Origin of the sequence: Burkholderia sp. AU19243, assembly GCF_018148075.1 — a bacterium.
Classification (GTDB): Bacteria; Pseudomonadota; Gammaproteobacteria; order Burkholderiales; family Burkholderiaceae; genus Burkholderia; species Burkholderia latens_A.
Map to the genome: position 1 here is coordinate 1 of NZ_JAGSTV010000035.1, position 4,023 is coordinate 4,023.

Annotated in this window: 3 protein-coding genes; all 3 read left to right on the forward strand. The window is 68.5% G+C overall.

The genetic code is table 11. The annotated features are described in order from the left end of the window. Window positions 1–1,812, forward strand: a 1,812-nt coding sequence (locus tag KDW55_RS29100) for a chemotaxis protein CheW (RefSeq protein WP_212198152.1), incomplete at its 5' end; no start/stop codon positions are given. Between the two features lie 48 nt (window positions 1,813–1,860). Further along, a complete protein-coding gene (gene cheW, locus KDW55_RS29105) occupies window positions 1,861–2,376 on the forward strand; it encodes a chemotaxis protein CheW (RefSeq protein ID WP_035971390.1) in 516 nt (171 codons plus the stop codon). 37 nt (window positions 2,377–2,413) lie between these two features. Next, a partial coding sequence (locus KDW55_RS29110; RefSeq protein WP_212198153.1) for a methyl-accepting chemotaxis protein occupies window positions 2,414–4,023 on the forward strand: 1,610 nt, incomplete at its 3' end.

The following is a 4,023-nucleotide window of genomic DNA, read 5'->3' on the forward strand; positions in this document are numbered from 1 at the left end:
GCCGGCGCTGGCGGCGCACCCGATCACGTGGTCGAACAGGCCGTCGCGGCCGCGCATCCGGCGGCCGACGCCGGCGCCGACGCCGGCGCCGGCGCGGACGGCCCGCACCTGAAGATCACGCTGATCGGCGTGGACGCGAAGGACCAGGCGCTGCTGACCGAGGAACTCGGCAATCTCGGTCGCATCGTCGGCCGCGAGGAAGCGGGCGCGGACTTGACGCTGTGGCTCGAATCGGAAGTGCCGTCCGACGACATCATCGCCGTGTGCTGCTTCGTGATCGACGACAGCCAGATCCGCATTGGACGCGGCACCGCTCCGGCCGCTCCGGCGGCGCCCGCTGCCGCGCCGGCCGCCGCCGAACCGGCCGCCGCGCAGCCGGCCGCGCGCGTCGAAGTATTCGCGGACGCGGCGGGTGCCGCGCCGGCCGCCGCCGCATCGCAAGCGCAGGCGCAGGTACAAACCCCGGCAGCATCAGCCGCACCGGCGCAGCCGCGCGCTGCCGCACAACCGGCGCCGCAGCCGCATGCCGAACCCGCCGCGCAGCCGGCGCAGTCGGCCGCGCATCACGACGACAAGCGCCCGCGCCCGGCCGCCGCCGCATCGGGCGCCGAAGGCAGCTCGATCCGCGTCGGCGTCGAGAAGGTCGACCAGTTGATCAATCTGGTCGGCGAACTCGTGATCACGCAGGCGATGCTCGCCGAAACCGCGAGCGCGTTCGACCCGGCGCTGCACGATCGGCTGTTCAACGGGATGGCGCAGCTCGAGCGCAACGCGCGCGATCTGCAGGAAGCGGTGATGTCGATCCGGATGATGCCGATGGATTACGTGTTCAGCCGCTTCCCGCGGCTCGTGCGCGACCTCGCCGGCAAGCTCGGCAAGCAGGTCGAGCTCGTCACGTTCGGCCAGGCGACCGAACTCGACAAGAGCCTGATCGAGCGAATCATCGATCCGCTCACGCACCTCGTGCGCAACAGCCTCGACCACGGGATCGAAACGGTCGACAAGCGCGTCGCCGCCGGCAAGGACGGCGTCGGCCAGCTTGTGCTGTCGGCCGCGCACCATGGCGGCAACATCGTGATCGAAGTGAGCGACGACGGCGCGGGCCTGAACCGCGAACGGATCCTCGCGAAGGCCGCGAAACAGGGCATGCAGATTTCCGAGAACATCAGCGACGACGAAGTCTGGCAGCTGATCTTCGCGCCGGGCTTCTCGACCGCCGAGACGGTGACCGACGTGTCGGGCCGCGGCGTCGGGATGGACGTCGTGAAGCGCAACATCCAGTCGATGGGCGGTCACGTCGAGATCTCGTCGCAGGCCGGCCGCGGCACGACCACGCGGATCGTGCTGCCGCTCACGCTCGCGATCCTCGACGGGATGTCGGTGAAAGTCGGCAGCGAGATTTTCATCCTGCCGCTGAACTTCGTGATGGAGTCGCTGCAGCCGTCGATCGACGACATCTACACGGTCGGCAACGGCGAGCGCGTGGTGCGCGTGCGCGGCGAATACCTGCCGCTCGTCGCGCTGCACGAAGTGTTCTCCGTGGACGACGCGCGCACCGATCCGACGCAAGGGATCGTCACGATCATGGAAACCGAGGGGCGCCGCTTCGCGATGCTGATCGACGAACTGGTCGGCCAGCAGCAGGTGGTCGTGAAGAACCTCGAAACGAATTACCGCAAGGTGCACGGCATCTCGGCGGCGACCATCCTGGGCGACGGCAGCGTCGCGCTGATCGTCGACGTCGCGGCGCTGAACCGCGAAACCCGTGCGACGCACGGCGCCCGAGCCGGCGCCGAGCTCGCGATCTTCTGACTCTCGCCATTCAACCGATTGGGGGCAAACGTGTCTGCTGAAGTCCAAATGATCAATCCGGCCGCGGCGAACGCGGCTACCAGCCGCCGCGACGCCGAACACGGCGATGCGACGGGCCAGGAGTTCCTCGTCTTCACGCTCGGTGACGAGGAGTACGGGATCGACATCCTGAAGGTGCAGGAAATCCGCGGCTACGACAGCGTCACGCGCATCGCGAACGCGCCTGACTTCATCAAGGGCGTGATCAACCTGCGCGGCATCATCGTGCCGATCGTCGACATGCGGATCAAATTCCATCTCGGCCGCGTCGAGTACGACCACCAGACGGTCGTGATCATCCTGAACGTGTCGAACCGCGTGGTCGGGATGGTGGTCGACGGCGTGTCCGACGTGCTGACGCTGCAGACCGACCAGATCATGCCCGCGCCGGAGTTCGGCGCGACGCTGACGACCGAGTACCTGACGGGTCTCGGCACCGTCGACGGCCGCATGCTGATCCTGATGGACATCGAAAAGCTGATGTCGAGCCGGGAAATGGCGCTGATCGAGACGCTCGGCGCGTAAGCGCGCCGCGTGCGCACGAATTTCGGGAGAATCCGCAATGTTGCACAACTGGTCGATCCGCACGACGCTGACCGCGGTCGGACTCATCCTCGTGTGCCTGGCCGCCGCGGTCGGCGGGCTCGGCCTCTACGCGCTCAATCACGCGAGCCGCTCGCTCGACGAGATCGCGCACGTCGACCTGCCGGCGATTCACACGCTCGACGACACGGCCGCGCACCTGCTGCGTGCGCGCGTCGCGCTCGATCGCTTCCGTACGCTGACCGAAGCCGGCAATGCGGCCGACGCGACGAAGGTGCTCGACCGCGCGCAGGAGCTGTTCGCGAAGTCGAACCAGAACTGGCAGACGTTCCAGTCGTTGCCGAAGCTCGGCGTCGAGCAGGCGCTCGTCGACGAGCTCACCGCACGCTACACGACGATCGTGAAGGAAGGCGTCGAGCCGGAATTCGCGGCGGCGCGCGCGGGCGACATGGCCGCGTACCACGCGATTGCCGACACGAAGATCAGCCCGATGTTCGTCGCATTCGACCAGACGTCCGCGGCCGTGATCGCATCGCTGCAGAAGCGCGCGGAAGATCGCCAGGCCGCGACGCAGTCGCAGATCTCGATGATGATCGGCCTGATCGCGGCCGGCATCGCGATCGCGTTCGTGGTCGTGATCGCGATTCGCTTCGTGCTGCGCGGCCTGATCGTGAAGCCGCTCGAGGATGCGATCGCGCACTTCGAGCGCATTGCCGGCGGCGACCTCACGCAGCCGGTGAGCGTGTTCAGCACCAACGAGATCGGCCGCCTGTTCGGCGGAATCAAGCGGATGCAGGACGCGGTGACGACGATGGTGCAGGCGGTGCATCGCGGCACCGAGTCGATCGACGTCGGCGCGCGCGAGATCTCGACCGGCAACACCGACCTGTCGCAGCGCACCGAGGAACAGGCCGCGTCGCTGCAGGAAACCGCGTCGAGCATGGAGCAACTGACCGGCACCGTGCGCCAGAACGCAGAGAACGCGCGGCAGGCGAGCCAGCTCGCGGTGAACGCGTCGGACATCGCGACGCAGGGCGGCGAAGTGGTCGGCCAGGTCGTGGCGACGATGCAGGACATCGCGGCCAGCTCGGGCAAGATCGTCGACATCATCGGCACGATCGAAGGCATCGCGTTCCAGACCAACATCCTCGCGCTGAACGCGGCGGTCGAAGCCGCGCGGGCCGGCGAGCAGGGCCGCGGCTTCGCGGTGGTGGCCGGCGAAGTGCGCTCGCTCGCGCAGCGCAGCGCGAGCGCCGCGAAGGAAATCAAGCAACTGATCGGCGATTCGGCCGAGAAGGTCGACAGCGGGTCGGCGCTCGTTGCGCGCGCGGGTTCGACGATGGACGAAATCGTGCAGGCCGTGCGCCGCGTGACCGACATCATGGGCGAGATCAGCGCCGCGTCGGACGAGCAGTCGACCGGCATCGAGCAGGTCAATCGCGCGGTCGGCCAGATGGATTCCGTCACGCAGCAGAACGCGGCGCTCGTCGAGCAGGCAGCGGCAGCGGCCGCGTCGCTCGAGGAGCAGACGCGCCAGATGAAGGCGATCGTGTCGGAATGGCGCGTCGCGGGCGGCATCGCGCTCGCGCCGGCGCGCGGCGCCGCGCGCCCGGCCGCGCATGCTGCGGC